Source organism: Escherichia sp. MR, from assembly GCF_005280595.1.
GTDB lineage: Bacteria > Pseudomonadota > Gammaproteobacteria > Enterobacterales > Enterobacteriaceae > Escherichia > Escherichia ruysiae.
Map to the genome: position 1 here is coordinate 20,893 of NZ_SZVK01000035.1, position 26,254 is coordinate 47,146.

The window sequence follows — 26,254 nt, forward strand, 5'->3', positions numbered from 1 at the left end:
TTGGCATGGCGAATATGTTTGCCCTGATTCTGGTGATTGCCACACTGGTGACGGGCATTTTGTGGTGCGTGGATAAATTCTTTTTCGCACCTAAACGGCGGGAACGTCAGGCAGCAGCGCAAGCAGCTGCCGGGGACTCACTGGATAAAGCAACGCTGAAAAAAGTTGCGCCGAAGCCAGGTTGGCTCGAAACCGGCGCTTCTGTATTTCCGGTGCTGGCTATCGTATTGATTGTGCGTTCGTTTATTTATGAACCGTTCCAGATCCCGTCAGGTTCGATGATGCCGACTCTGTTAATCGGTGACTTTATTCTGGTAGAGAAGTTTGCTTACGGCATTAAAGATCCTATCTACCAGAAAACGCTGATCGAAACCGGTCATCCGAAACGTGGCGATATCGTGGTCTTTAAATACCCGGAAGATCCAAAGCTTGATTACATCAAGCGTGCGGTGGGTTTACCGGGCGATAAAGTCACTTACGATCCGGTTGCGAAAGAGTTGACTATTCAACCGGGATGCAGTTCCGGTCAGGCGTGTGAAAACGCGCTGCCGGTCACCTACTCAAACGTGGAACCGAGCGATTTCGTTCAGACCTTCTCGCGTCGTAACGGCGGGGAAGCAACCAGCGGATTCTTTGAGGTGCCGAAAAACGAAACCAAAGAAAATGGAATTCGTCTTTCTGAACGTAAAGAGACACTGGGCGATGTAACGCATCGTATCCTGACCGTGCCGATTGCGCAGGATCAGGTGGGGATGTATTACCAGCAGCCAGGACAACAACTGGCAACCTGGATTGTTCCGCCGGGCCAATACTTCATGATGGGTGACAACCGCGACAACAGCGCGGACAGCCGTTACTGGGGCTTTGTGCCGGAAGCGAATCTGGTCGGTCGGGCAACGGCTATCTGGATGAGTTTCGATAAGCAAGAAGGCGAATGGCCGACTGGTGTGCGCTTAAGTCGTATTGGCGGCATCCATTAATAGCTTATCTTCGTTCACGTTGTCGCCGTTATGGCGACAACGTGAATTATTTATGAGATAAATCTCCCGTGACTAACGACATCCCCCGTCGTTGTGTATAGAATATTCCCCCGAAGTTTAAGGTTGGCACCTCCAGGTCGCCACGGCACACGAAACAGCGTTGGTCCCCATATACAGGTCAACTGAAACTGCTGCAAAGCTGTTAGCAGAACCCTGCATATCAGGTCTGTTTCGTGTGCTGAATTGTTGACGCATTTATTTATTGGTATCGCATGAACCCCATCGTAATTAATCGGCTTCAACGGAAGCTGGGCTACACTTTTAATCATCAGGAGCTGTTGCAGCAGGCATTAACCCATCGTAGTGCCAGCAGCAAACATAACGAGCGTTTAGAATTTTTAGGCGACTCTATTTTGAGCTACGTTATCGCCAATGCGCTGTATCACCGTTTCCCTCGTGTGGATGAAGGAGATATGAGCCGGATGCGCGCCACGCTGGTTCGTGGCAATACGCTGGCTGAACTGGCACGCGAATTTGAGTTAGGCGAGTGCTTACGTTTAGGGCCGGGTGAACTTAAAAGCGGTGGATTTCGTCGCGAGTCGATTCTTGCTGACACCGTCGAAGCATTAATTGGCGGCGTATTCCTCGACAGCGATATTCAGACCGTCGAGAAATTAATCCTTAACTGGTATCAAACCCGTCTGGACGAAATTAGCCCAGGCGATAAACAAAAAGATCCGAAAACGCGCTTGCAAGAATATTTGCAGGGGCGCCATCTGCCTCTGCCAACTTATCTGGTAGTTCAGGTACGTGGCGAAGCGCACGATCAGGAATTTACTATCCACTGCCAGGTTAGCGGCCTGAGCGAACCGGTGGTTGGCACAGGTTCAAGCCGTCGTAAGGCTGAACAGGCTGCCGCCGAACAGGCGTTGAAAAAACTGGAGCTGGAATGAGCATCGATAAAAGTTACTGCGGATTTATTGCTATCGTCGGACGTCCGAACGTTGGCAAATCCACATTGTTGAACAAACTGTTGGGGCAGAAGATCTCTATCACCTCCCGCAAGGCGCAGACAACCCGTCACCGCATTGTGGGTATCCATACTGAAGGCGCGTATCAGGCGATCTACGTCGATACTCCGGGTCTGCATATGGAAGAAAAACGCGCCATTAACCGCTTGATGAACAAAGCGGCGAGCAGCTCCATTGGCGACGTTGAGCTGGTGATTTTTGTCGTTGAAGGCACCCGCTGGACGCCGGACGATGAAATGGTGCTCAATAAGCTGCGTGACGGTAAAGCGCCGGTGATCCTCGCGGTGAACAAAGTGGACAACGTGCAGGAGAAAGCCGATCTGCTGCCGCATCTGCAGTTCCTGGCAAGCCAGATGAATTTCCTCGATATCGTACCGATCTCTGCCGAAACCGGGCTGAATATCGACACTATCGCAGCAATCGTGCGTAAGCATTTGCCGGAAGCGACCCATCACTTCCCGGAAGATTACATCACCGATCGCTCGCAGCGGTTTATGGCGTCTGAAATCATCCGTGAAAAACTGATGCGTTTCCTCGGTGCTGAACTGCCGTACTCCGTGACCGTGGAGATCGAACGTTTCGTCTCTAACGAACGCGGCGGTTATGACATCAACGGTTTGATTCTCGTTGAGCGTGAAGGGCAGAAGAAGATGGTGATTGGCAACAAAGGGGCCAAGATCAAAACCATCGGGATTGAAGCGCGTAAAGACATGCAGGAAATGTTCGAAGCGCCTGTCCACCTTGAACTGTGGGTGAAAGTGAAATCCGGCTGGGCCGATGACGAACGTGCGCTGCGTAGTCTCGGTTACGTTGACGATCTCTAAGAGTTACTCCGATGGAAGGCTGGCAGCGCGCATTTGTCCTGCATAGTCGCCCGTGGAGCGAAACCAGCCTGATGCTGGATGTCTTCACGGAGGAATCGGGTCGCGTGCGTCTGGTTGCTAAAGGCGCACGTTCAAAACGTTCTACCCTGAAAGGCGCATTGCAGCCTTTCACGCCTCTCTTGCTTCGTTTTGGCGGGCGCGGTGAAGTCAAAACGCTGCGCAGTGCCGAAGCCGTCTCGCTGGCGCTGCCATTAAGTGGTATTACGCTTTACAGCGGTCTGTACATCAACGAACTTCTCTCCCGCGTGCTGGAATACGAGACCCGCTTCTCGGAACTCTTTTTCGATTACTTGCACTGCATTCAGTCTCTGGCAGGTGCCACTGGTACGCCAGAACCGGCGTTGCGTCGCTTTGAGCTGGCGTTGTTGGGGCATCTGGGTTATGGCGTCAACTTTACCCATTGTGCGGGTAGCGGTGAGCCGGTAGATGACACCATGACGTATCGTTATCGCGAAGAAAAAGGATTTATCGCCAGCGTAGTTATCGACAATAAAACGTTCACCGGGAGGCAGTTGAAAGCGTTATACGAGCGGGAGTTTCCTGACGCAGACACACTGCGCGCCGCGAAACGCTTTACCCGCATGGCGCTTAAGCCGTATCTTGGCGGTAAACCATTAAAGAGCAGGGAACTGTTCCGGCAGTTTATGCCTAAGCGAACGGTGAAAACACATTATGAATGATGAGGATTGTCATGGCTGAATTACTGTTAGGCGTCAACATTGACCATATTGCAACGCTGCGTAACGCGCGCGGTACTGCTTACCCGGATCCGGTGCAGGCGGCGTTTATTGCCGAGCAGGCGGGAGCAGACGGCATTACCGTGCATTTACGTGAAGATCGCCGCCACATTACTGACCGCGATGTGCGCATCCTGCGTCAGACGCTGGATACCCGCATGAATCTGGAGATGGCGGTGACCGAAGAGATGCTGGCGATCGCCGTTGAGACGAAGCCACATTTTTGCTGCCTGGTACCGGAAAAGCGTCAGGAAGTAACAACCGAAGGCGGCCTGGACGTCGCAGGGCAGCGTGACAAAATGCGCGATGCCTGCAAGCGTCTGGCGGAGGCCGGGATTCAGGTCTCACTGTTTATCGACGCCGATGAAGAGCAGATCAAAGCTGCGGCAGAGGTTGGCGCACCGTTTATCGAGATCCACACCGGTTGCTATGCTGATGCCAAAACTGACGCCGAACAGGCGCAAGAGCTGGCGCGTATCGCCAAAGCCGCGACCTTTGCCGCAAGTCTCGGTCTGAAAGTTAACGCCGGACACGGTCTGACCTATCACAACGTGAAAGCCATTGCCGCCATCCCTGAGATGCATGAACTGAATATCGGTCATGCCATTATTGGTCGTGCAGTGATGACCGGACTGAAAGATGCGGTGGCAGAAATGAAGCGTCTGATGCTGGAAGCGCGTGGCTAATGGCAATATTAGGTTTAGGCACGGATATCGTGGAGATCGCCCGTATTGAAGCGGTGATCGCCCGATCCGGCGATCGCCTGGCACGACGCGTATTAAGCGATAATGAATGGGAGATCTGGAAAACGCACCATCAGCCGGTGCGTTTTCTGGCGAAGCGTTTTGCCGTGAAAGAAGCGGCGGCAAAAGCGTTTGGTACAGGGATCCGCAATGGCCTGGCATTTAATCAGTTTGAAGTGTTCAACGATGAACTCGGCAAGCCACGGCTGCGGTTGTGGGGCGAGGCGTTAAAATTGGCAGAAAAGCTGGGTGTCGCACATATGCATGTGACGCTGGCAGATGAACGCCACTATGCTTGCGCCACGGTAATAATTGAAAGTTAAAACTCTTTCTCGAACACCTAAATAATACCGTTCTTTTAAAAAGTAAAACCCCCGAACTGGTAAGGAACGGGGGTTTTACTTTTTAACTTAAATAATATTGTGCAGCACGCACCCTCAACGAGAGTGATTATGGATCAGGGGGGTTATCTTTTACAAGCAACTTGCAATCTTTAGCATAAAAACTCGAGCCTTGACGAAGAATTCGATAGTGATGGAAAGATTAACGTGACTGCTAATTCATAAGCACTTTAAAATTGGTTTCGTTATTGGAGATTTTGCTGTGCTTTACACCATATCACTGAATTCCCCCATTGAAACGAGTGGTGTCGTCAAAGCTCTGGTGCGGAGTGCAGCATGTACCCTCAATAACTCGCACGTTCAGTTTTGGGGAGATGTAAGGGCTAATCTGAACGGCTGCATTCCTTGTTTAAGGAAAAACGAATGACTGATTGTCGATACCTTATTAAACGGGTAATTAAAGTCGTCATTGCTGTTTTACAGCTGATCCTTCTGTTCTTATAACATCAGGAAACGTACTTAAGGCGCGTCGGCTTAACCAGTCTGACGCGCCTTTAATAATGATAATTAAGTGTCTGCGCAGATATTATAGAAATTCATTCAACGAATGTTTTTATTAATGACGTCATGAAAATAAATATAATAATTTCGTTTTTACACGAGTGAATAAGTAATATCCTGCTCCAGAGGCAAAATACTAAATCTTATCCGCATGATGCATCAGCACAAATTTGTCCCACAACTGTTCTTCTGTTTCAACATGCGCCGGATCTTTCACAATAGTATTGGGGATCGGGCACACTTTCTGGCAGGTTGGCGTCTCGTAGTGACCTACGCATTCGGTACACTTATCGCTGTTAATCTCGTAGATATGTTCACCCATCGAAATCGCCTCATTCGGGCATTCGGGTTCACACATATCACAATTGATGCATTTTTTAGTGATTAACAGCGCCATAAGGAAACTCTCAAAACAACACAAACCGGGCGGGCATTATACGCGCATTCTTTACTCAAACCAGTTTTTTCACCAGCGCCTCACTATGACGAATACGTTCAGGTGCTAGTTCCAGATCCTGCTGGATCAGCGCAATGAACAGCAAATCCGTTAACATTCCCTGAGCATGACATGCGGAGATCGAAGCACTGTTTGTCGCTTGTTCTTCGGCAATGGTATACAGGCAATGAGAAGCGCGCTGTTGCAGGGCGTTGGGGGTAAAACCGGTGATTGCCAGCACTTTTCCACCTACTCGTAGCATTTCATCTGCTGCCAGGTTTAACTCGCGCCGTACACCTGTGTATGAGATGGCTAATAACAAATCGTCCGGTGACGAAGCTTGCACTGTAGCAAGCAACGCGTGCATATCACGCTCAGCGGCAGCATTAAAACCAATCTTCATCAGCTTCCAGGCAAAATTCTGCGCCACCAGACCGGAAGCGCCGATACCAGTCAGAATAACCCGTCGCGCAGAACGAAGCATCGACACGCATTCATGTAGCTTCTCCTCACTATTGACGTTCAGTGTTGCGTACATGGCAGCCGTGTTTTCTTTAATCAGTTTTTCGCCAACCAGTCGTAACGGATCATTACCGCGAATTTGGTTATGAATGGGTACGGAAGGTGATTCCGGTTGGCTTGCCAGAGCTTCGCTTAACGCCAATTTAAGTGCCGGAAAACCTTTATAGCCAAGTTTTTGCGCGAACTTCACTACGCTTGACTGACTGACTCCGGCTTCGTTGGCCAGTTGTTGGGAACTAAGGTGGCGGGCAGTGTCCGGTTGTAGCAGGAGATAATCCGCCAGCTTTTTATCACTCTGGGCAAGCCCCTGGTAACGCTGACGGATACGAAGTAGGCCGTTCATATCTTTCCTCGCGATGAATTAATGGCGACAACAGGCAATATGAGACACAAGCGAGAGAATATTATATTCCATCAAAGTTAATTGCCATGAATTAAAAATTCCAGTCAACCATTATGCGATAGATTGTTGCCGGAAAAGTGATGATCTATCTGTTAGGCTATCTGGTAGTGAAAATTAATCAGGATGTATCAGTCCAGAGGGGTGTGGTTTGGCAACTCACGAGCGTCGTGTGGTGTTTTTTGACTTAGATGGAACATTGCATCAACAGGATATGTTTGGCAGTTTTCTGCGCTACTTACTGCGCCGACAGCCGCTGAATGCGTTACTTGTTCTGCCGCTGTTGCCGGTAATTGTCATTGCATTATTAATCAAGGGGCGAGCGGCACGTTGGCCGATGAGTTTGCTGCTATGGGGTTGTACCTTTGGTCATAGCGAAGCACGTTTACAGGCGTTACAAGCCGATTTCGTGCATTGGTTTCGCGACAATGTCACTGCTTTCCCGCTAGTGCAGGAACGTCTGACCAGCTATCTGCTAAGCTCCGATGCTGATATTTGGTTGATTACCGGTTCCCCTCAGGCTTTGGTCGAAGCGGTTTATTTCGATACGCCGTGGCTGCCACGCGTTAATCTTATCGCCAGTCAGATCCAGCGCGGCTATGGTGGCTGGGTGCTGACCATGCGCTGTCTCGGTTATGAAAAAGTCGCGCAACTGGAACGCAAAATCGGCACACCGCTGCGGCTGTACAGTGGCTATAGCGACAGTAATCAGGACAATCCGCTACTCTATTTTTGTCAGCATCGCTGGCGGGTAACGCCTCGCGGTGAACTCCAGCAACTGGAATAGAGTAAAGCATAGCGTCTGTGTATAATGCGCCGCGCTTTTATAACCGGAGTTTTCTTTTTGTCTGAAGTCGAATTTAGCCACGAATACTGGATGCGTCATGCGCTGACGCTGGCGAAACGTGCCTGGGGCGAGCGAGAAGTGCCGGTCGGCGCGGTATTAGTGCATAACAATCGCGTAATCGGCGAAGGATGGAATCGTCCGATTGGCCGTCATGATCCTACTGCACATGCAGAAATCATGGCGCTGCGGCAAGGAGGGCTGGTGTTGCAGAATTATCGCCTGATCGACGCCACGTTGTATGTCACGCTGGAGCCATGCGTGATGTGCGCCGGAGCGATGATTCACAGCCGCATTGGTCGCGTAGTCTTTGGCGCTCGTGATGCGAAAACTGGTGCCGCCGGATCATTAATGGATGTGCTGCACCATCCTGGTATGAATCATCGAGTGGAAATTACGGAAGGAATACTGGCAGATGAGTGCGCGGCGCTACTCAGCGATTTTTTCCGAATGCGCCGCCAGGAAATCAAAGCGCAGAAAAAAGCGCAACCCGCTACAGATTAATTTCGTTTCTCTTCACTTCCCTTCCTGGAAAACAGTAGAGAAGGGGAGTGCGTCAGATAATTAGATGACGACTGCGAAAGAAACGAGAGAAAGGGAAATTTTCCCTTTCCTAATTCAGCAGGTGATACCGCCGGATAATCCTGCGCCAGTTGCATCGCCGCTTCTGTAGCCTGCTTCTCTTTCTCTTGCAGATAACCCACCAGGCTAATCTGATACTTACGAATATTTTCGACATAAGCATAGGCTTCATGCCCACGCGCGTAGCCGTAAGTCAGCTTGCTGTAATAGGGTTTCTGGCTAAGTAAAGGCAGACGCTGTTTGACATCGGCCCAACTGTCAGGATTGCCTTTGGTTTTTGCCGTCAGGGCGCGGGCGTCCAGCATATGTGCATAGCCCATATTATAGGCGGCGAGCGCAAACCAGATCCGCTCATTTTCTGGCACGCTCTCTGGCACTTTACTCATCATATTCTGTAAGTAATGCGCGCCGCCGCTGATGCTTTGTTCGGCATCAGTGCGGTCGGTAATGCCCAGGCTTTGCGCGGTATTTTTGGTTAACATCATCATGCCGCGTACACCGGTCGGCGAAGTGGCCTGTGCATCCCAGTGCGATTCCTGATAAGCAATCGCGGCCAGCAAACGCCAGTCAATTTCTTCGGCGTATTTCTCAAACAGCGGCTTTAACTGCGGCAGTACTGCATCAACGGCGCGTAAAAATGTGCGCGTATCAACGTAATCAAAATCATCGCCATGTCCGAGATATTTCTCTTCAATACGCGCCAGTGTGCCGTCCTCATTCATTTCATTGAAGAAGTCGAGCAGAGCCGCAGAAAGCGTATTATCGTTATCTAATTGACTAAACCAGGTTACCGGTTGTTCATCGGTGATATCCAGTGCCACAGCAAGTTCCGGGTGAACGCGCTGAAACAGGCTGATAGCGACAGAATCGGCAATGGTGTAATCCAGCTTACCTTCGATAACATCTTCCATTAACTCCACAGAACCTTTTCTGTCGTCCACTTTCCAGCTTAATTCCGGGAACTTAGTCTCTTTCAGTTTTTGCAGATCGTTAATGACAACATGCCCGGGAGCGACGGACAACTGTTCCGCCGTCAGATTGCCCAGCGTCCGTGGTCGATACTGACCTACTTTATAGACCAGTTGTTGTGAAACGGAATAATAGGTTGGGCCAGGCTGATAATTTTTAACCCTTTCGCTGTTATAGACCAGTCCCGCCGCCAGCAGATCGGCATCACCGTTATCGAGATCGTCAAACAACTGGCTGATGTTCTGCCGTACGGTGACTTTCAGTTTTACGCCGAGGTAATCGGCAAACTGTTTTGCCAGTTCGTAATCCAGGCCAAAAGGTTTACCGTTGATTTCGTTATATGTCAGGGGAGTATGAATGGTGCTCACGCGCAACTCTCCCCGCGCTTGAATGGCGGCGATACGATTGTCGGCTTTACCAAACCAGGGAATGGATGGCCAGAGAGCGACCGCGAGAAGCAGTGCCAGAATGCCGATGAACAGATAATTAATCTTTAATTTTTTCAATTAGTTAATTCTCTGTGTCGTGCGCGTCCCAGCCTGAAAGATCGTAATGCTATTGAAAGGTTTACTCATAAATGAGCGGCATTTTGCGTAAACTTGCGCCAGTTGGCAACTTATTACAGAGATTGGCGGCACGCGTTGCTAATTCATGAGGGCGATTTTATTTCCACGCAAACGGTTTCGTCAGCGCATCAGATTCTTTATAATGACGCCCGTTTCCCCCCCTTGGGTACACCGAAAGCTTAGAAGACGAGAGACTTATGATGGAAATTCTGCGTGGTTCGCCTGCATTGTCGGCATTCCGAATCAACAAACTGCTGGCACGTTTTCAGGCTGCCAGGCTCCCGGTTCACAACATTTACGCCGAGTATGTCCATTTTGCTGACCTCAATGCGCCGTTAAACGATGATGAGCACGCACAACTTGAACGCCTGCTGAAATATGGCCCGGCACTCGCCAGCCACGCCCCGCAAGGTAAACTCCTGCTGGTGACCCCGCGTCCAGGCACCATCTCTCCCTGGTCTTCGAAAGCGACCGATATCGCCCATAACTGCGGGCTGCAACAGGTAAACCGCCTTGAGCGCGGCGTTGCTTACTATGTAGAAGCCGGTACGCTGACCAATGAACAATGGCAGCAGGTCACCGCTGAACTGCATGACCGCATGATGGAAACGGTCTTTTTTGCTTTAGATGATGCAGAGCAACTGTTTGCTCATCATCAACCGACTCCGGTTACCAGCGTTGATTTGCTGGGGCAGGGGCGTCAGGCGCTAATCGACGCTAACCTGCGTCTTGGCCTGGCACTGGCGGAAGATGAAATTGACTATCTGCAGGATGCTTTCACGAAGCTTGGTCGTAACCCGAACGACATAGAGCTTTATATGTTCGCCCAGGCGAACTCTGAGCACTGCCGTCATAAGATTTTTAACGCCGATTGGATTATCGACGGTGAACAGCAACCGAAATCGCTGTTCAAGATGATCAAAAACACCTTCGAAACCACACCGGATCACGTTCTCTCTGCTTATAAAGATAACGCCGCCGTAATGGAAGGTTCTGAAGTGGGCCGCTACTTTGCTGACCACGAAACAGGTCGCTACGACTATCATCAGGAACCGGCGCACATCCTGATGAAAGTAGAAACCCACAACCACCCGACGGCGATTTCTCCGTGGCCGGGCGCGGCGACTGGTTCCGGCGGCGAAATCCGTGATGAAGGCGCAACCGGACGCGGCGCGAAGCCGAAAGCCGGCCTGGTCGGTTTCTCCGTATCCAACCTGCGTATCCCTGGCTTTGAACAGCCGTGGGAAGAAGATTTCGGTAAGCCTGAACGTATTGTTACTGCACTGGATATCATGACCGAAGGCCCGCTGGGCGGCGCGGCGTTTAACAATGAATTTGGTCGTCCGGCACTGAACGGCTATTTCCGTACGTATGAAGAAAAAGTGAACAGCCACAACGGCGAAGAGCTGCGCGGTTATCACAAACCGATCATGCTGGCGGGCGGGATCGGCAATATTCGCGCCGATCACGTACAAAAAGGTGAGATCAACGTCGGCGCGAAGCTGGTCGTTCTCGGCGGCCCGGCAATGAACATCGGCCTTGGCGGCGGCGCGGCGTCTTCCATGGCGTCTGGTCAGTCTGATGCCGACCTCGATTTTGCTTCCGTACAGCGCGATAACCCGGAGATGGAGCGTCGTTGCCAGGAAGTGATCGACCGTTGCTGGCAGTTGGGTGATGCCAACCCAATTCTGTTTATCCATGACGTTGGCGCGGGCGGTCTTTCTAACGCCATGCCGGAACTGGTGAGCGACGGCGGACGCGGCGGTAAATTCGAACTGCGCGATATTCTGAGCGATGAACCGGGCATGAGCCCGCTGGAAATCTGGTGTAACGAATCCCAGGAACGCTACGTGCTGGCGGTTGCAGCCGATCAGTTACCGCTGTTTGACGAATTGTGTAAACGTGAACGTGCGCCATACGCGGTGATTGGTGAAGCGACCGAAGAACTGCATCTTTCTCTGCACGATCGTCATTTTGATAATCAGCCAATCGATCTGCCGCTGGACGTGCTGCTTGGCAAAACGCCGAAGATGACCCGCGATGTACAAACGCTGAAAGCGAAGGGCGATGCGCTGGCTCGTGAAGGGATCACCATTGCTGACGCGGTGAAACGCGTGCTGCATCTGCCGACTGTGGCAGAGAAAACCTTCCTTGTGACCATTGGCGACCGCAGCGTAACCGGCATGGTGGCGCGCGATCAGATGGTGGGTCCGTGGCAGGTGCCGGTCGCTAACTGCGCGGTCACTACCGCCAGCCTCGACAGCTATTACGGTGAAGCGATGGCAATTGGCGAACGTGCGCCGGTTGCGCTGCTGGATTTCGCCGCCTCTGCCCGTCTGGCAGTTGGTGAAGCGTTAACCAACATCGCCGCTACGCAGATTGGCGATATCAAACGCATCAAACTTTCCGCCAACTGGATGGCGGCTGCAGGTCATCCTGGCGAAGATGCGGGTCTGTATGAAGCCGTAAAAGCGGTGGGTGAAGAGCTTTGCCCGGCGCTCGGCCTGACTATTCCGGTGGGTAAAGACTCCATGTCGATGAAAACCCGCTGGCAGGAAGGTAACGAAGAGCGCGAAATGACGTCGCCGCTGTCACTGGTCATTTCTGCATTTGCCCGCGTGGAAGATGTGCGTCACACCATCACGCCGCAGCTTTCTACCGAAGATAACGCACTGCTGCTGATTGATTTGGGCAAAGGCAATAACGCGCTGGGCGCAACGGCGCTGGCGCAGGTTTATCGTCAGCTTGGCGACAAACCGGCAGATGTACGTGACGTCGCGCAACTGAAAGGCTTCTATGAGGCGATTCAGGCGCTGGTTGCACAGCGTAAGTTGCTCGCGTATCACGACCGCTCTGACGGTGGCCTGCTGGTAACGCTGGCGGAAATGGCGTTTGCCGGTCATTGCGGTATTGAAGCGGATATCGCCACTCTGGGTGACGATCGCCTGGCGGCGTTGTTTAACGAAGAGCTGGGGGCAGTGATTCAGGTACGTGCCGCTGACCGTGAAGCGGTCGAAGCCGTACTGGCACAGTATGGCCTTGCTGATTGCGTCCATTATGTCGGCCAGGCGGTATCTGGCGACCGTTTTGTGATTACCGCCAACGGGCAGGCTGTATTCAGCGAAAGCCGTACTACGTTGCGTGTCTGGTGGGCAGAAACCACCTGGCAGATGCAGCGCCTGCGTGACAACCCGGAGTGTGCCGATCAGGAGCATCAGGCGAAATCTAATGACGCCGATCCGGGTCTGAATGTGAAATTGTCGTTCGATATCAACGAAGATGTGGCGGCACCGTTTATTGCTACTGGCGCGCGCCCGAAAGTTGCCGTACTGCGTGAGCAGGGCGTGAACTCGCATGTGGAAATGGCGGCAGCGTTCCACCGTGCGGGCTTCGATGCTATCGACGTGCATATGAGCGACCTGCTGGCTGGACGCACTGGCCTGGAGGATTTCCACGCTCTGGTGGCGTGCGGTGGTTTCTCCTACGGTGATGTGCTGGGTGCCGGTGAAGGTTGGGCGAAATCAATCCTGTTCAATAATCGTGTACGCGATGAGTTTGCAACCTTCTTTCACCGTCCGCAAACGCTGGCGCTGGGGGTATGTAACGGTTGCCAAATGATGTCTAATCTGCGTGAACTGATCCCGGGTAGCGAGTTGTGGCCACGTTTTGTGCGTAACACCTCCGATCGCTTTGAAGCGCGTTTCAGCCTGGTAGAAGTAACCCAAAGCCCGTCGCTGCTGTTGCAGGGGATGGTGGGTTCACAGATGCCGATTGCCGTTTCTCACGGTGAAGGGCGTGTTGAAGTACGCGATGCGGCGCATCTGGCAGCACTGGAAAGCAAAGGGCTGGTGGCGCTGCGTTATGTCGATAACTTCGGCAAGGTCACCGAAACTTACCCGGCTAACCCGAACGGTTCCCCGAACGGTATTACGGCGGTCACGACTGAAAGCGGTCGTGTCACCATTATGATGCCGCACCCGGAGCGTGTTTTCCGTACTGTCAGCAACTCCTGGCATCCGGAAAACTGGGGCGAGGATGGTCCGTGGATGCGTATTTTCCGCAATGCGCGTAAGCAGCTGGGTTAAGGTATCGGGCAATATGCGCATCGCCTGATGCGCTATGCTTACCTGGTTGGCTCGGTTAGTTTTGCAATATATTGAATTCGCAAGATTTTGTAGGCAGGATAAAGCGTTTACGCTGCATCCGGCATTACACAACCACTTAGCTAACAGTTATAAGCTCCCAGCTCCGGGAGCTTTTTTGTGTCTGTAAATCACGACAATGTGTGAGTTATCGTGTCGCTTATAGGTGACACTTAACTTATTGATTTAATTTAAAACGAATAATTTTAGCTTCAGATGTCTCTTTTAAGCGACACAGTGGCTGATTTATAGCCAAACAGTGGGGCAGCCATTAATCCATCAAACTCACGCTTTATCAGTACGTTATCAAACCATTTTATTTATTGGCACAGTTACTGCATAATAATAACCAGTGGCTCATTCATCCGCTTATGTCAGCCCCTTCGGGACGTGCTACATAAAATTAGAATGACGCACAACAAGGTGCCTGCCGTCCAACTTCTGATATCAGCTTAGCTATATCAACCATCGGGCGAAACGTCGAGTTAGGCACCGCCTTATTCCACAACAAAGCCGGGTAATTCCCGGCTTTGTTGTATCTGAACGTCCCCTCGGTTAGCATCACTCTATTCGCGTCTGACGAGAGTAACACCTTGAAACGCTGGCCCGTTTTTCCCCGCTCATTACGACAACTGGTAATGCTGGCATTCTTGCTCATTTTGCTCCCTCTGTTGGTACTGGCATGGCAAGCCTGGCAAAGCCTGAATGCGCTTAGCGATCAGGCGGCGCTGGTTAACCGCACTACGCTTATCGATGCCCGGCGCAGTGAAGCGATGACCAACGCGGCGCTGGAGATGGAGCGTAGCTACCGTCAGTATTGCGTGCTGGACGACCCTACGCTTGCGAAGGTTTATCAAAGCCAGCGCAAGCGTTACAGCGAAATGCTCGATGCCCACGCAGGTATGCTGCCGGACGATAAACTTTACCAGGCATTGCGTCAGGATTTGAATAATCTGGCTCAACTTCAGTGTAACAACAGCGGTCCTGATGCTGCCGCCGCCGCGCGTCTGGAAGCCTTCGCCAGTGCCAATACCGAAATGGTACAAGCCACTCGCACTGTGGTGTTCTCTCGCGGGCAGCAGTTACAACGCGAAATCGCCGAACGTGGGCAATATTTTGGTTGGCAGTCGCTGGTGCTATTTCTGGTGAGTCTGGTGATGGTGTTGCTTTTCACGCGGATGATTATCGGCCCGGTGAAAAATATTGAACGGATGATCAACCGTCTGGGGGAGGGGCGCTCACTGGGCAATAGCGTTTCGTTCAGTGGACCGAGTGAATTACGCTCGGTTGGGCAACGTATTCTTTGGTTAAGTGAGCGCCTGTCATGGCTGGAATCCCAACGCCATCAATTTTTAAGACATTTATCTCATGAATTAAAAACGCCACTGGCGAGTATGCGCGAGGGCACTGAATTACTGGCTGACCAGGTTGTCGGGCCGCTTACGCCAGAGCAAAAAGAGGTGGTGAGCATTCTTGATAGCAGTAGCCGCAATTTGCAAAAACTGATCGAACAACTGCTTGATTACAACCGTAAACAGGCGGACGGCGCGGTGGAGCTGGAGAACGTAGAGCTGGCACCGCTGGTAGAGATGGTGGTTTCCGCTCACAGCTTGCCAGCACGGGCTAAAATGATGCATACCGACGTCGATCTCAAAGCAACAACTTGCCTGGCGGAGCCAATGCTGCTGATGAGCGTACTGGATAATCTTTACTCCAATGCGGTGCACTACGGGGCTGAATCCGGTAACATTTGCCTTCGCAGTAGTTTACATGGTGCGCGGGTTTATATTGATGTCATCAATACAGGCACGCCCATTCCGCAAGAGGAGCGCGCCATGATCTTCGAACCCTTTTTTCAGGGAAGCCACCAGCGAAAAGGGGCGGTGAAGGGCAGCGGTCTGGGATTAAGCATTGCCAGGGATTGTATTCGCCGTATGCAGGGGGAACTGTATCTGGTCGACGAGAGCGGGCAAGATGTTTGTTTCCGCATTGAATTACCGTCGTCGAAAAACACGAAATAATGTTAAGAGCCTATCCCATCAGGCTATTTTATTTGCCAGTTTGGCTCCGGGCGGTGCTCGAAATCCTCACGTACTACGTGTACGCTCCGGTTTCTCCGCGCTGTCCGTGTCCAAACTGCCTGCAACGATTACGCCTACAGGGAAAGGCTCTAAGTCTGGTGAATATGCGACACATTTTTCAACGATTATTGCCCCGACGGCTGTGGCTGGCGGGGTTGCCTTGTCTGGCGTTGCTGGGTTGTGTGCAGAGTCACGATAAGCCTGCCATAGATACGTCAGCAGAAGAAAAAATTCCGGTTTATCAACTGGCTGATTATCTTTCTACCGAATGTAGCGACATCTGGGCGCTGCAAGGTAAATCAACCGAAACTAATCCGCTTTACTGGCTACGGGCGATGGATTGCGCCAACCGTTTAATGCCAGCGCAGTCGCGCCAGCAAGCCCGTAAGTATGGCGATGGCAGCTGGCAAAATACCTTTAAACAGGGGATTTTGCTGGCCGACGCTAAAATCACGCCGTATGAGCGTCGCCAGATGGTCGCGCGCATAGACGCGTTAAACACCGAGATCCCGGCGCAGGTTCGCCCGCTGTATCAACTCTGGCGCGACGATCAGGCGTTACAATTGCAACTGGCACAAGAGCGCCAACGCTACAGTAAACTCCAGCAGTCCAGCGACAGCGAGCTGGATACTTTGCGCCAGCAGCATCACTTTCTACAGCAACAACTGGAACTCACCACTCGCAAGCTGGAAAACCTGACCGATATTGAACGTCAGCTCTCGACCCGCAAACCGACCGGAAATTTCGCGCCGGACACACCGCACGAGAGCGAAACGCCCGCACCATCTACCAGTGAGGTCACCCCTGATGAGCCATAAACCTGCGCATTTATTATTGGTCGATGACGATCCGGGATTGCTGAAACTGCTTGGCCTGCGCTTGACCAGCGAAGGCTACAGCGTGGTCACGGCGGAAAGTGGCGCTGAAGGATTACGGGTACTGAATCGCGAAAAAGTAGATTTAGTCATCAACGACCTGCGGATGGATGAAATGGACGGTATGCAACTGTTTGCTGAAATCCAGAAAGTGCAGCCGGGAATGCCAGTAATTATTCTTACCGCGCATGGTTCCATTCCCGATGCCGTTGCCGCGACACAGCAGGGCGTGTTCAGTTTCCTCACCAAACCTGTTGATAAAGACGCGTTGTATCAGGCAATTGACGATGCACTGGAACAATCCGCGCCAGCCACAGACGAACGCTGGAGTGAGGCGATTGTTACCCGCAGTCCACTGATGTTGCGTTTGCTGGAACAGGCGCGGCTGGTGGCGCAATCAGATGTTAGCGTTTTGATTAACGGTCAGAGCGGCACCGGGAAAGAGATTTTCGCCCAGGCTATCCACAACGCCAGCCCGCGCAACAGCAAACCATTTATTGCTATTAACTGTGGCGCATTGCCCGAGCAGTTGCTGGAGTCGGAGCTGTTTGGTCATGCACGCGGCGCGTTTACCGGCGCTGTCAGCAATCGCGAGGGCTTATTCCAGGCGGCGGAAGGCGGTACGTTATTTCTCGATGAGATTGGCGATATGCCCGCGCCTTTGCAGGTCAAACTGCTGCGCGTGTTGCAGGAGCGCAAAGTACGCCCGCTGGGCAGCAACCGCGATATTGATATCGACGTGCGGATTATTTCCGCCACTCACCGCGACCTGCCAAAAGCGATGGCGCGCGGGGAGTTTCGCGAAGATCTTTATTACCGCCTCAACGTTGTCAGCCTGAAAATTCCGGCACTGGCGGAGCGCACGGAAGATATTCCACTGCTGGCAAATCACTTGTTGCGCCAGGCAGCAGAGCGACATAAACCCTTTGTTCGCGCGTTCTCCACCGATGCAATGAAACGCCTGATGACCGCCACCTGGCCAGGTAATGTTCGCCAGTTGGTCAACGTGATTGAACAGTGCGTGGCGCTGACCTCATCCCCGGTAATTAGTGATGCGCTGGTGGAGCAGGCGCTGGAGGGCGAAAACACCGCGTTGCCAACCTTTGTTGAGGCGCGTAATCAGTTTGAACTCAATTACTTGCGCAAGCTTCTGCAAATCACTAAAGGTAACGTCACCCATGCGGCGAGAATGGCGGGGCGCAACCGGACAGAATTTTATAAACTGCTTTCCCGACACGAGCTGGATGCAAACGATTTCAAGGAATGAATTGGCGTAATGTGTTACGTTTAGCAGATCAGAAGACAGGCGACCTTTTCAAGGAATAGCATGAAAAAGATTGATGCGATTATTAAACCCTTCAAGCTGGACGATGTCCGCGAAGCACTGGCTGAAGTCGGCATTACCGGCATGACAGTCACCGAGGTGAAAGGTTTTGGCCGCCAGAAAGGCCATACCGAGCTGTATCGTGGCGCGGAGTATATGGTGGATTTTCTGCCGAAGGTGAAAATTGAGATTGTCGTACCAGACGACATTGTCGATACCTGTGTCGATACCATTATTCGCACGGCGCAAACCGGCAAGATCGGTGACGGTAAAATCTTCGTCTTTGACGTGGCACGGGTCATTCGTATCCGTACCGGTGAAGAGGACGACGCGGCAATTTAAACCGCGTCAGGGTTGCCGGATGTTTCCATCCGGCAATATCAAATCACAGCACCTTATGCGGGCCAAAGCATTCGTAATGAATGTTTTCCTGCTTCACGCCCAGATCCACTAACTGTTTCGCGGTAAACTGCATGAAGCCCACCGGACCGCAGAGATAGAACTGCATGGCCGGATCGCTGAACGCACCTTCCAGTTTGCTTAAATCTATCAGACCTTCGCTATCAAACTGGCCTTTCGCGCGATCGGCCTCGCTCGGCTGACGATACCAGGTGTGTGCGGTAAAGCGCGGCAGTGATTGTCCCAGTTCCTTAACTTCATCAGCAAAGGCGTGAACATCGCCATTTTCTGCTGCATGGAACCAGTTCACCTGGGCGCTATGGCCTGCTTTTGCCAGCGTATCGAGCATAGCCAGCATTGGCGTCTGACCGACACCAGCAGAGATTAAGGTTACCGGTGTGTCATTTGTCACATCCATAAAGAAATCACCCGCCGGAGCCACCAGCTTCACGACATCGCCAACATTGGCGTGATTGTGCAGCCAGTTAGAAACCTGTCCGCCGTCTTCGCGTTTCACCGCAATACGATAGCCTTTGCCATCAGGTTTACGGGTCAAAGAGTACTGACGAATTTCCTGATGCGGGAAACCTTCCGGTTTCAGCCAGACACCGAGATATTGCCCCGGACGGTATTCTGCCACTGCGCCACCGTCGACTGGTTCCAGTTCGAAGCTGGTGATAAGCGCACTGCGCGGTGTTTTAGCCACAATGCGGAAATCGCGAGTACCTTCCCAGCCACCGGCTTTGCTGGCGTTTTCGTTATAGATTTCTGCCTCGCGATTGATAAATACATTTGCCAGCACGCCATAGGCTTTCCCCCACGCGTCCAGCACTTCCTGACCCGGGCTGAACATTTCGTCCAGCGTCGCCAACAGGTGTTCGCCAACGATGTTGTACTGCTCCGGTTTGATCTGGAAACTGGTGTGTTTCTGCGCGATTTTTTCTACCGCTGGCAGCAGCGCAGGCAGGTTTTCAATATTACTGGCGTAGGCGGCAATAGCGTTAAACAGGGCTTCACGTTGATCACCATTACGCTGGTTACTCATGTTAAAAATTTCTTTGAGTTCTGGGTTATGAGTAAACATACGGTCGTAGAAATGGGCGGTTAATTTTGGCCCCGTTTCCACCAGTAAAGGGATGGTGGCTTTTACTGTAGCGATGGTTTGAGCGTCAAGCATATGGTCTTCCTTTTTTTGCATCTTAATTGATGTATCTCAAATACATCTTATAAAAAATAGCCCTGCAATGTAAATGGTTCTTTGGTGTTTTTCATCAAGAATGTGATGAAGTGAAAAATTTGCATCACAAACCTGAAAAGAAATCCGTTTCCGGTTGCAAGCTCTTTATTCTCCAAAGCCTTGCACAGTCTGAAGGTAATCGTTTGCGTAAATTCCTTTGTCAAGACCTGTTATCGCACAATGATTCGGTTATACTGTTCGCCGTTGTCCATCAGGACCGCCTATAAAGGCCAAAAATTTTATTGTTAGCTGAGTCAGGAGATGCGGATGTTAAAGCGTGAAATGAACATTGCCGATTATGATGCCGAACTGTGGCAGGCTATGGAGCAGGAAAAAGTACGTCAGGAAGAGCACATCGAACTGATCGCCTCCGAAAACTACACCAGCCCGCGCGTAATGCAGGCGCAGGGTTCTCAGCTGACCAATAAATATGCTGAAGGTTATCCGGGCAAACGCTACTACGGCGGTTGCGAGTATGTTGATATCGTCGAACAACTGGCGATCGATCGCGCGAAAGAACTGTTCGGCGCTGACTACGCTAACGTCCAGCCGCACTCCGGCTCTCAGGCTAACTTTGCGGTCTACACCGCGCTGCTGGAACCAGGTGATACCGTTCTGGGTATGAACCTGGCTCATGGCGGTCACCTGACTCACGGTTCTCCGGTTAACTTCTCCGGTAAACTGTACAACATCGTTCCTTACGGTATTGATGCTACCGGTCATATCGACTACGCAGATCTGGAAAAACAAGCCAAAGAACACAAGCCGAAAATGATTATCGGTGGCTTCTCTGCTTATTCCGGTGTGGTTGACTGGGCGAAAATGCGTGAAATCGCTGACAGCATCGGTGCTTACCTGTTCGTTGATATGGCGCACGTTGCGGGTCTGGTTGCCGCTGGCGTCTACCCGAACCCGGTTCCTCATGCTCACGTTGTCACTACCACCACTCACAAAACCCTGGCGGGTCCGCGCGGCGGCCTGATCCTGGCGAAAGGCGGTAGCGAAGAACTGTACAAAAAACTGAACTCTGCCGTTTTCCCTGGTGGTCAGGGCGGTCCGTTGATGCACGTAATCGCTGGTAAAGCGGTTGCGCTGAAAGAAGCGATGGAGCCAGAGTTTAAAATTTACCAGCAGCAGGTCGCGAAAAACGCCAAAGCGATGGTAGAAGTGTTCCTGGAGCGTGGTTACAAAGTGGTTTCCGGCGGTACTGATAACCACCTGTTCCTGGTTGATCTGGTTGATAAAAACCTGACCGGTAAAGAAGCTGACGCCGCTCTGGGTCGTGCCAATATCACTGTGAACAAAAACAGCGTACCGAACGATCCGAAGAGCCCGTTTGTGACTTCCGGTATTCGCGTGGGTACTCCGGCGATTACGCGTCGCGGCTTCAAAGAAGCTGAAGCGAAAGAACTGGCTGGCTGGATGTGTGACGTGCTGGACAGCATCAATGATGAAGCGGTTATCGAGCGCATCAAAGGTAAAGTTCTCGACATCTGCGCACGTTACCCGGTTTACGCATAAGCGAAACGGTTAATCTGTTGAAAAAAGGCTTCCTCCGGGAAGCCTTTCTACGTTATCGCGCCATCAAATCTGGCGTAACTGTGCTTCAACATACAAATAGCCTATCCCCAGCACCTGTTGTGAGCGGCTTAATTGCCCAAAGCCAATTTGCGTCGCTTTTACGCTCGGTCCTTCGTCGCGGTCGAACGGGTTAAATCCCGTCTGGCGAATTATGGTATTAAGCCAGTTCTCGCCAAAGGCGCAACTGCGACCATACAACCAAATCTGATTAATATTAAGGATGTTGAGGAAGTTATACAGACTCAAACCAATGGCGTTGGCACTGCGGTCAACCCAACTGGTGATCCACGGTTCTCCACTCTGCCAGGCAGCGATTAATTGCGCGGTAGTCAGTTTTTCGGGATCAAGCTGAGTATTAACCGGTTGTGATTTTAGCCATACCCGCGCCTGCTTTTTAAATGCGCTTAACGAGGCGACGGTTTCCAGACAGCCGTAACGCCCGCAGTCGCAGGCGACGCCATCCGGGTTAACGATGGTGTGACCAATCTGTCCGCTACCATACAAACTGCCGCGATAAATTTGCTCGTTAATCACGAACGACGAGCCAATGCCGTAATCAACGTTGATCACGCAGAAATCCCGTCCCTGTGAATTATTTTGCCATTTCTCCGCCAGTGCCAGCATTACGCAGTCATTATCGACCATCACCCGAATGCCCAGCTTCTCTTCCAGCAGATACTTCACCTCAACTGGCGTTGTCCACGGCGCTTGCGGCATGGTTTGCGACACGCCGGTCACCGGATCAACCTGACCGTGGATTGCCAGCGCCAGGTTGATGGTACGGTTCGGCCACAATTTACGGTGGCGATGCCAGCATTTTTCGATTTCGGACAGCAGCGCCTGCGGTGTCGGTGCTTCAATCTGAAAATACTCAAATTCGCCTTTCGGACTTAGACAGGCATTAGCAACCTGACACTCAATACTGGTGGGCGTCACGTTCAGACACAGCGTCCAGTCACCTTCCGGCGCAATCAGCCATGTGCCGCTACTATGCCCGCGCGTCTGGCTTTCATCGTCGATATTCACCACCCGTTTTTCGCTTTCCAGCTCCTGCAAAATATTACTGACTGCCGGAATCGAAATTTGCGCCAGCCGGGCGAGCGTTGATTTATTGGCGCGCTTTTGCCGGTACAGCAGTTCCAGAATCACGCATTTGTTATGGTGGCGAATCTGTTGATTGTTAATGCAGGCTCTCATCTTCACTAAACCTTGTTTAGTTAATTGCGTGATTATTCCGCGAAAACATTGCCAGATTGTTCAATACACTGCCACAAATCTTTTAATTCAGTATGTCTTGTTAATATTGAGGGCACCATGACTCCAGTAAAAGTGTGGCAAGAGCGCGTTGAGATCCCTACCTATGAAACCGGGCCGCAGGATATACATCCCATGTTCCTGGAAAATCGCGTTTATCAGGGATCGTCCGGCGCGGTTTATCCCTACGGCGTGACCGATACGCTGAATGAGCAGAAAACCCTGAAATCCTGGCAGGCGGTGTGGCTGGAAAACGACTACATCAAAGTGATGATCCTGCCGGAGCTGGGCGGTCGGGTGCATCGCGCGTGGGATAACGTGAAACAGCGCGATTTTGTCTATCACAATGAAGTCATTAAACCGGCGCTGGTCGGGCTGCTGGGGCCGTGGATCTCCGGCGGGATTGAGTTTAACTGGCCGCAACACCATCGCCCGACCACCTTTATGCCCGTCGATTTCACCATTGAAGCCCATGAAGACGGTGCACAGACCGTGTGGGTTGGTGAGACGGAGCCGATGCACGGTCTACAGGTGATGACAGGCTTCACGCTGCGCCCTGACCGTGCCGCACTGGAGATTGCCAGCCGCGTCTATAACGGCAACGCCACGCCGCGTCATTTTTTATGGTGGGCCAACCCGGCAGTGAAAGGTGGGGAAGGGCATCAGAGCGTTTTTCCGCCCGATGTGACTGCGGTGTTTGATCACGGCAAACGCGCAGTTTCCGCTTTCCCCATCGCCACCGGCACCTATTACAAAGTGGACTACTCCGCCGGCGTGGACATTTCGCGTTATAAAAACGTGCCTGTTCCTACCTCATATATGGCCGAAAAATCGCAGTACGATTTTGTTGGCGCGTGGTGTCACGATGAAGATGGCGGTTTATTACACGTTGCCAACCACCACATTGCGCCGGGTAAAAAACAGTGGAGCTGGGGACACAGTGAATTTGGCCAGGCGTGGGATAAGAGCCTGACCGACAATAACGGCCCGTATATCGAGCTGATGACCGGCATTTTTGCTGATAACCAGCCCGATTTTACCTGGCTTGATGCTTACGAAGAGAAGCGTTTCGAGCAGTATTTCCTGCCTTACCATTCTCTGGGCATGGTGCAAAACGCCTCCCGCGATGCGGTGATTAAATTACAGCGTAGCGAGCGGGGGATTGAGTGGGGGCTGTATGCTATCTCCCCGTTGAACGGATACCGTCTGGCGATCCGCGAAATCGGCAAGCGCGAAGCGTTACTTAACGATGCCGTTGCCCTGACGCCAGCGACCGCCATCCAGGGCGTGTTGCACGGTATTGAGCCGGACAGATTGACCATCGAACTTTCCGATGCTGACGGCAATATTGTTCTGAGTTATCAGGAACATCAGCCGCAAGAGTTGCCGCTGCCGGACGTTGCCAAAGCGCCACTGGCAGCGCAAGACATTACCAGTACAGATGAAGCCTGGTTTATCGGTCAGCATCTGGAGCAATACCATCATGCCAGCCGTTCACCGTTCGATTACTACCTGCGCGGCGTGGCGCTGGACCCGCTGGATTATCGCTGTAACCTGGCGCTGGCGATGCTGGAATATAACCGCGCAGATTTCCCGCAAGCGGTGGCGTATGCCAGTCAGGCGCTGAAACGCGCACATGCGCTGAACAAAAACCCGCAGTGCGGACAGGCCAGTTTGATTCGCGCCAGTGCTTACGAACGTCAGGGGCAATATCAACAAGCTGAAGAGGATTTCTGGCGAGCGGTCTGGAGCGGCAACAGTAAAGCGGGGGGCTATTACGGTCTGGCACGGCTGGCGGCGCGTAATGATAACTTCGACGCTGGTCTGGATTTTTGCCAACAAAGTCTGCGCGCCTGCCCAACCAATCAGCAAGTGCTGTGCCTGCATAATCTGCTGCTGGTGTTAAGCGGTCGTCAGGACAACGCGCGTTTGCAGCGCGAGAAACTGCTGCGCGATTATCCGCTGAACGCCACCCTGTGGTGGCTGAACTGGTTCGATGGTCGTACCGAGTCAGCCCTCACGCAGTGGCGTGGTCTGTGTCAGGGGCGTGACGTTAACGCCCTGATGACCGCCGGGCAACTGATTAACTGGGGAATGCCCGCCCTGGCGGCAGAGATGCTGAACGCACTGGACTGCCAGCGAACGCTGCCGCTTTATCTGCAAGCCAGTTTGTTGCCGAAAGCTGAGCGCGGCGAATTGATTGCGAAAGCCATTGACGTGTTCCCGCAGTTTGTTCGTTTCCCGAATACGCTGGAAGAAGTCGCGGCACTGGAGAGTATTGAAGAGTGCTGGTTCGCCCGTCATTTACTGGCCTGTTTCCATTACAACAAGCGCAGTTATGGCAAAGCGATAGCGTTATGGCAACGTTGCGTAGAGATGACGCCGGAGTTTGCCGACGGCTGGCGCGGGTTGGCGATCCATGCGTGGAATAAACAGCATGATTATGAACTGGCTGCCCGTTATCTTGATAATGCTTATCAACTTGCGCCGCAGGATGCTCGTCTGCTTTTCGAACGGGATTTGCTGGATAAGTTAACCGGGGCTGCACCGGAGAAACGACTGGCGCGTCTGGAAAATAATCTGGCAATTGCCCTGAAACGCGACGACATGACCGCAGAACTGCTCAATTTGTGGCATCTCACCGGTCAGGCAAACAAAGCGGCAGATATTCTCGCCACGCGCAAATTCCACCCGTGGGAAGGCGGAGAAGGGAAGGTCACCAGCCAGTTTATCCTCAATCAGTTGTTACGTGCCTGGCACCATCTTGATGCCAGACAGCCGCAGCAGGCCAGCGAACTGCTTCATGCCGCGCTGCATTACCCGGAGAATTTGAGCGAAGGCCGTTTACCGGGGCAGACTGATAATGACATCTGGTTCTGGCAGGCAGTATGCGCCAAAGCGCAGGGTGATGAAGCTGAGGCGACGCGTTGTTTACGCCTGGCGGCGACCGGCGATCGCACCATCAACATCCACAGTTATTACAACGATCAGCCAGTTGATTATCTCTTCTGGCAAGGGATGGCGCTGCGATTGCTGGGCGAACAACAAACCGCACAACAACTGTTCACTGAAATGAAACAGTGGGCACAAGAGATGGCGAAAACCAGTATCGAAGCGGATTTCTTTGCCGTCTCGCAACCCGACTTGTTGTCGCTGTATGGCGATTTACAACAGCAGCATAAAGAAAAATGCCTGATGGTGGCGATGCTGGCGGCAGCGGGATTAGGGGAGATTGCGCAATATGAATCTGCTCGCGCTGAATTGACGGCGATTAATCCGGCCTGGCCGAAAGCAGCATTATTCACCACCGTGATGCCTTTTATTTTTAACTACGTTCACTAAACCCTATTAACTGTAATCTTTGAGCGGCACGCACTGCCGCTCATCACTAAATAATTAGAATAAGCCGTTGTTAATAAAAACCCTACAGGAGGCACTATGCCTAAAAAAAGCAGAATAACCCGTAATCTATTATTAATGGCTACGCTATTAGGTAGCGCACTATTTGCCAGGGCTGCGGAAAAAGAAATGACCATTGGCGCAATATATCTTGATACTCAGGGATATTATGCCGGTGTGCGTCAGGGTGTTCAGGATGCGGCAAAAGATTCCTCAGTACAGGTTCAGTTAATAGAAACTAACGCGCAGGGCGATATTTCGAAAGAAAGTACTTTTGTTGATACGCTCGTGGGTAATGACTCCAACTTATTGATAGTGTTTTATGTTCAGATAATGCCCGATGACTTTGTCATGCAGCTCCACCGA

At 52.0% G+C, this 26,254-nt stretch carries 22 protein-coding genes and 1 pseudogene; 17 read left to right on the forward strand and 6 right to left on the reverse strand.

Features of this window, described 5'->3' with window-relative positions:
* The first annotated feature begins 5 nt into the window (after nucleotides 1-5).
* The 7 genes from lepB to shoB all read left to right on the forward strand — a co-directional run bounded on the left by lepB (nucleotide 6) and on the right by shoB (nucleotide 5,220).
* Nucleotides 6-980 (forward strand): signal peptidase I, encoded by a 975-nt coding sequence (lepB, locus tag FC814_RS15085; protein ID WP_105290344.1) that lies wholly within the window; start codon nucleotides 6-8, stop codon nucleotides 978-980.
* Between the two features lie 272 nt (nucleotides 981-1,252).
* Entirely contained in the window at nucleotides 1,253-1,933 is a 681-nt protein-coding gene (gene rnc, locus FC814_RS15090) for a ribonuclease III (RefSeq protein WP_001068343.1), read from the forward strand.
* Nucleotides 1,930-2,835 carry a GTPase Era gene (gene era / locus FC814_RS15095; protein ID WP_112027612.1) on the forward strand — a complete coding sequence of 302 codons (906 nt, stop codon included), beginning with the start codon at nucleotides 1,930-1,932 and terminating at the stop codon, nucleotides 2,833-2,835. The genes rnc and era overlap by 4 nt, the downstream gene beginning before the upstream one ends.
* 11 nt (nucleotides 2,836-2,846) lie before the next feature.
* Entirely contained in the window at nucleotides 2,847-3,575 is a 729-nt protein-coding gene (gene recO / locus FC814_RS15100; RefSeq protein ID WP_137326132.1) for a DNA repair protein RecO, read from the forward strand.
* 11 nt (nucleotides 3,576-3,586) lie between these two features.
* A complete protein-coding gene (gene pdxJ / locus FC814_RS15105; protein WP_001309669.1) occupies nucleotides 3,587-4,318 on the forward strand; it encodes a pyridoxine 5'-phosphate synthase in 732 nt (243 codons plus the stop codon).
* Nucleotides 4,318-4,698: a holo-ACP synthase gene (gene acpS, locus FC814_RS15110; protein ID WP_000986026.1), complete on the forward strand. Its 381-nt coding sequence runs from the start codon at nucleotides 4,318-4,320 to the stop codon at nucleotides 4,696-4,698. Before pdxJ ends, acpS begins: the two co-directional genes overlap by 1 nt.
* Before the next feature lie 441 nt (nucleotides 4,699-5,139).
* Nucleotides 5,140-5,220, forward strand: a complete 81-nt coding sequence (shoB, locus tag FC814_RS15115; RefSeq protein WP_000128779.1) for a type I toxin-antitoxin system toxin ShoB — start codon at nucleotides 5,140-5,142, stop codon at nucleotides 5,218-5,220.
* A gap of 193 nt (nucleotides 5,221-5,413) precedes the next feature.
* Here the strand turns inward: shoB and yfhL are convergent, their stop codons facing one another.
* Nucleotides 5,414-5,674 carry a 4Fe-4S dicluster ferredoxin YfhL gene (gene yfhL, locus FC814_RS15120; RefSeq protein WP_001196294.1) on the reverse strand — a complete coding sequence of 87 codons (261 nt, stop codon included), beginning with the start codon at nucleotides 5,672-5,674 and terminating at the stop codon, nucleotides 5,414-5,416.
* A 55-nt stretch (nucleotides 5,675-5,729) separates the two neighbouring features.
* The gene (locus tag FC814_RS15125) at nucleotides 5,730-6,578 is read right to left on the reverse strand and encodes a MurR/RpiR family transcriptional regulator (RefSeq protein WP_001013782.1); all 849 of its coding nucleotides are present in this window, start codon (nucleotides 6,576-6,578) and stop codon (nucleotides 5,730-5,732) included.
* 208 nt (nucleotides 6,579-6,786) lie between these two features.
* Here FC814_RS15125 and yfhb point away from each other — a divergent pair, with 208 nt between their 5' ends.
* Nucleotides 6,787-7,422 carry a phosphatidylglycerophosphatase C gene (gene yfhb / locus FC814_RS15130; protein WP_032225975.1) on the forward strand — a complete coding sequence of 212 codons (636 nt, stop codon included), beginning with the start codon at nucleotides 6,787-6,789 and terminating at the stop codon, nucleotides 7,420-7,422.
* A gap of 57 nt (nucleotides 7,423-7,479) precedes the next feature.
* Nucleotides 7,480-7,983 (forward strand): tRNA adenosine(34) deaminase TadA, encoded by a 504-nt coding sequence (gene tadA / locus FC814_RS15135; protein ID WP_301546369.1) that lies wholly within the window; start codon nucleotides 7,480-7,482, stop codon nucleotides 7,981-7,983.
* On the opposite strand, the gene mltF is transcribed toward tadA, so the two are convergent.
* The gene (mltF, locus tag FC814_RS15140) at nucleotides 7,980-9,536 is read right to left on the reverse strand and encodes a membrane-bound lytic murein transglycosylase MltF (protein WP_137326134.1); all 1,557 of its coding nucleotides are present in this window, start codon (nucleotides 9,534-9,536) and stop codon (nucleotides 7,980-7,982) included. The genes tadA and mltF overlap by 4 nt on opposite strands.
* A gap of 257 nt (nucleotides 9,537-9,793) precedes the next feature.
* On the opposite strand from mltF, the gene purL reads away from it, so the two are divergent.
* From purL to glnB, 5 genes are all read left to right on the forward strand, one after another.
* Nucleotides 9,794-13,681 (forward strand): phosphoribosylformylglycinamidine synthase, encoded by a 3,888-nt coding sequence (purL, locus tag FC814_RS15145; RefSeq protein ID WP_137326135.1) that lies wholly within the window; start codon nucleotides 9,794-9,796, stop codon nucleotides 13,679-13,681.
* A 650-nt stretch (nucleotides 13,682-14,331) separates the two neighbouring features.
* A complete protein-coding gene (qseE, locus tag FC814_RS15150) occupies nucleotides 14,332-15,759 on the forward strand; it encodes a two component system sensor histidine kinase QseE/GlrK (protein WP_137326136.1) in 1,428 nt (475 codons plus the stop codon).
* A 164-nt stretch (nucleotides 15,760-15,923) separates the two neighbouring features.
* Nucleotides 15,924-16,637: a two-component system QseEF-associated lipoprotein QseG gene (gene qseG / locus FC814_RS15155; RefSeq protein WP_137326137.1), complete on the forward strand. Its 714-nt coding sequence runs from the start codon at nucleotides 15,924-15,926 to the stop codon at nucleotides 16,635-16,637.
* Nucleotides 16,627-17,961 (forward strand): two-component system response regulator GlrR, encoded by a 1,335-nt coding sequence (gene glrR, locus FC814_RS15160; protein WP_137326138.1) that lies wholly within the window; start codon nucleotides 16,627-16,629, stop codon nucleotides 17,959-17,961. Before qseG ends, glrR begins: the two co-directional genes overlap by 11 nt.
* Nucleotides 17,962-18,021: 60 nt before the next feature.
* On the forward strand, nucleotides 18,022-18,360 hold the full coding sequence (glnB, locus tag FC814_RS15165; protein WP_000717694.1) for a nitrogen regulatory protein P-II: 339 nt from the start codon (nucleotides 18,022-18,024) through the stop codon (nucleotides 18,358-18,360).
* Nucleotides 18,361-18,403: 43 nt separating this feature from the next.
* On the opposite strand, the gene hmpA is transcribed toward glnB, so the two are convergent.
* The gene (hmpA, locus tag FC814_RS15170; protein WP_137326139.1) at nucleotides 18,404-19,594 is read right to left on the reverse strand and encodes an NO-inducible flavohemoprotein; all 1,191 of its coding nucleotides are present in this window, start codon (nucleotides 19,592-19,594) and stop codon (nucleotides 18,404-18,406) included.
* 327 nt (nucleotides 19,595-19,921) lie between these two features.
* Here hmpA and glyA point away from each other — a divergent pair, with 327 nt between their 5' ends.
* Nucleotides 19,922-21,175: a serine hydroxymethyltransferase gene (gene glyA / locus FC814_RS15175; protein ID WP_000919151.1), complete on the forward strand. Its 1,254-nt coding sequence runs from the start codon at nucleotides 19,922-19,924 to the stop codon at nucleotides 21,173-21,175.
* Nucleotides 21,176-21,238: 63 nt separating this feature from the next.
* On the opposite strand, the gene FC814_RS15180 is transcribed toward glyA, so the two are convergent.
* Entirely contained in the window at nucleotides 21,239-22,432 is a 1,194-nt protein-coding gene (locus tag FC814_RS15180; protein WP_137326140.1) for an ROK family protein, read from the reverse strand.
* A gap of 117 nt (nucleotides 22,433-22,549) precedes the next feature.
* Here FC814_RS15180 and FC814_RS15185 point away from each other — a divergent pair, with 117 nt between their 5' ends.
* Entirely contained in the window at nucleotides 22,550-25,831 is a 3,282-nt protein-coding gene (locus tag FC814_RS15185; RefSeq protein WP_137326141.1) for a DUF5107 domain-containing protein, read from the forward strand.
* Between the two features lie 96 nt (nucleotides 25,832-25,927).
* Nucleotides 25,928-26,179: pseudogene (locus FC814_RS15190) on the forward strand (sugar ABC transporter substrate-binding protein); the annotation flags it as partial.
* 15 nt (nucleotides 26,180-26,194) lie between these two features.
* Here FC814_RS15190 and FC814_RS23550 read toward each other — a convergent pair.
* Entirely contained in the window at nucleotides 26,195-26,251 is a 57-nt protein-coding gene (locus FC814_RS23550; RefSeq protein ID WP_003032489.1) for an IS1 family transposase, read from the reverse strand.
* Nucleotides 26,252-26,254: the final 3 nt, after the last annotated feature.